Source organism: Methylophaga sp. UBA4204 (genome assembly GCF_002379485.1).
Lineage (GTDB): Bacteria > Pseudomonadota > Gammaproteobacteria > Nitrosococcales > Methylophagaceae > Methylophaga.
In genome coordinates this window covers 55,846-57,110 of record NZ_DFTU01000094.1, presented here as the reverse complement: position 1 = coordinate 57,110, position 1,265 = coordinate 55,846, and the positions used below count along the sequence as shown (strand labels likewise).

At 40.2% G+C, this 1,265-nt stretch carries 3 protein-coding genes; 2 read left to right on the top strand and 1 reads right to left on the bottom strand.

All coding sequences use genetic code 11. The annotated features are described in order from the left end of the window. Positions 1 to 34: 34 nt before the first annotated feature. Positions 35 to 172, bottom strand: a complete 138-nt coding sequence (locus B3182_RS14395; protein ID WP_292355541.1) for a hypothetical protein — start codon at positions 170 to 172, stop codon at positions 35 to 37. Between the two features lie 19 nt (positions 173 to 191). Here B3182_RS14395 and B3182_RS14390 point away from each other — a divergent pair, with 19 nt between their 5' ends. Continuing rightward, complete coding sequence (locus B3182_RS14390; protein WP_292355538.1) at positions 192 to 1,082, top strand: pyruvate, water dikinase regulatory protein; 891 nt, start codon at positions 192 to 194, stop codon at positions 1,080 to 1,082. A 5-nt stretch (positions 1,083 to 1,087) separates the two neighbouring features. Beyond that, positions 1,088 to 1,265 (top strand): PEP/pyruvate-binding domain-containing protein (locus B3182_RS16390; protein WP_414683351.1); only part of this gene is annotated, 178 nt, incomplete at its 3' end.

Sequence of the window (1,265 nt, the reverse complement as noted above, 5' to 3'; positions counted from 1 at the left end):
AGCTTTCTAAGTGCAATACTACAGAGTTGAATTTTTAGTGTTCTATCGGTGCAGGATGAACGGCGATACCGGCTGATAAATTACCATACAAAGCGTTACCATCAATTGAGCGAAATTGATATTTGAGCTTATCTCTTCCTGCAACAAACTTTTTGTTGATCAATACAGCCATTTCAGCACATCATTATCTAATGAACGATGTAACCGAAAATAATACTCAACAAATCAGAAACGTATTTTTTGTATCAGATCGGACCGGTTTGACCGCAGAATCGTACGGAAAATGTCTATTGGCGCAATTTCCTGATATTGAATTCGAAACAATTACTCTGGCTTTTGTCGACACTAAAGAAAAAGCTGAGGAAGCACGCGAGCAAATTAATGCGCTTTGTGCCGAATCGCATTTGCCCCCACTGGTTTTCAGCACCTTAGTGAATAACGAAGCCCAAGAGATTATCGAAGACTGTGATGGATTTGTAATCAGTTTATTTCATCAGTTCATCGGTTCGATGGAAAAATTTCTGAATATTGAATCATCACAGAAACTCGGTGTATCGCGAATTTCAATTAGCGATACCACTTATCAGAAACGTCTGGATGCCATAGATTATGCGCTGACGCATGATGATGGTATTCGTCCCGATCAGTATGAAGAATCTGATATCATTTTAGTCGGTGTTTCACGATGTGGTAAAACACCCACCAGTTTGTATTTAGCAATGAACTTCTCCCTCAAAGTGGCTAACTATCCGTTAACCGTTGAAGATTTGGAAGCAGAAGAACTACCTGAGTATCTTAAAATTCATCAACATAAACTTGCCGGCTTAACTATTAAACCGGTGCCGCTGAGTCGAATTCGCCGACAACGCCGCCCTGATAGTAATTATTCCTCTTTGGAAATCTGTCAGGCAGAATTAGACAAAGCGATGATTATGTTTGAGAAAGTGAATATTCCGGTATTTGATACTACAAATACTTCTATTGAGGAAATATCCAGCCGTGTTGTTCGCTCTATGGGCCTCGCGCGTGAGCGCATCCGCGAATCAACCATTACATTTAATAAAACTAAAAATTTAAGGTAGTAGTCATGACCGAATATGTAATTCCACTTGATAAGTTGTGCATGAATGATGTCGGCAGAGTTGGTGGGAAAAATGCTTCTTTAGGTGAAATGTTGCAGAATTTAGCACCGTTGGGTGTAGCTGTTCCAAGCGGTTTTGCGACTACGGCAGATGCTTACAGAGAGTTTTTAAAGCATGACGGAC

Excerpts from the sequence above, each read along its gene's own strand:
- B3182_RS14395 (WP_292355541.1), bottom strand. The coding sequence starts at position 172 with ATGGCTGTATTGATCAACAAAAAGTTTGTTGCAGGAAGAGATAAGCTC.
- B3182_RS14390 (WP_292355538.1), top strand. The coding sequence starts at position 192 with ATGAACGATGTAACCGAAAATAATACTCAACAAATCAGAAACGTATTT.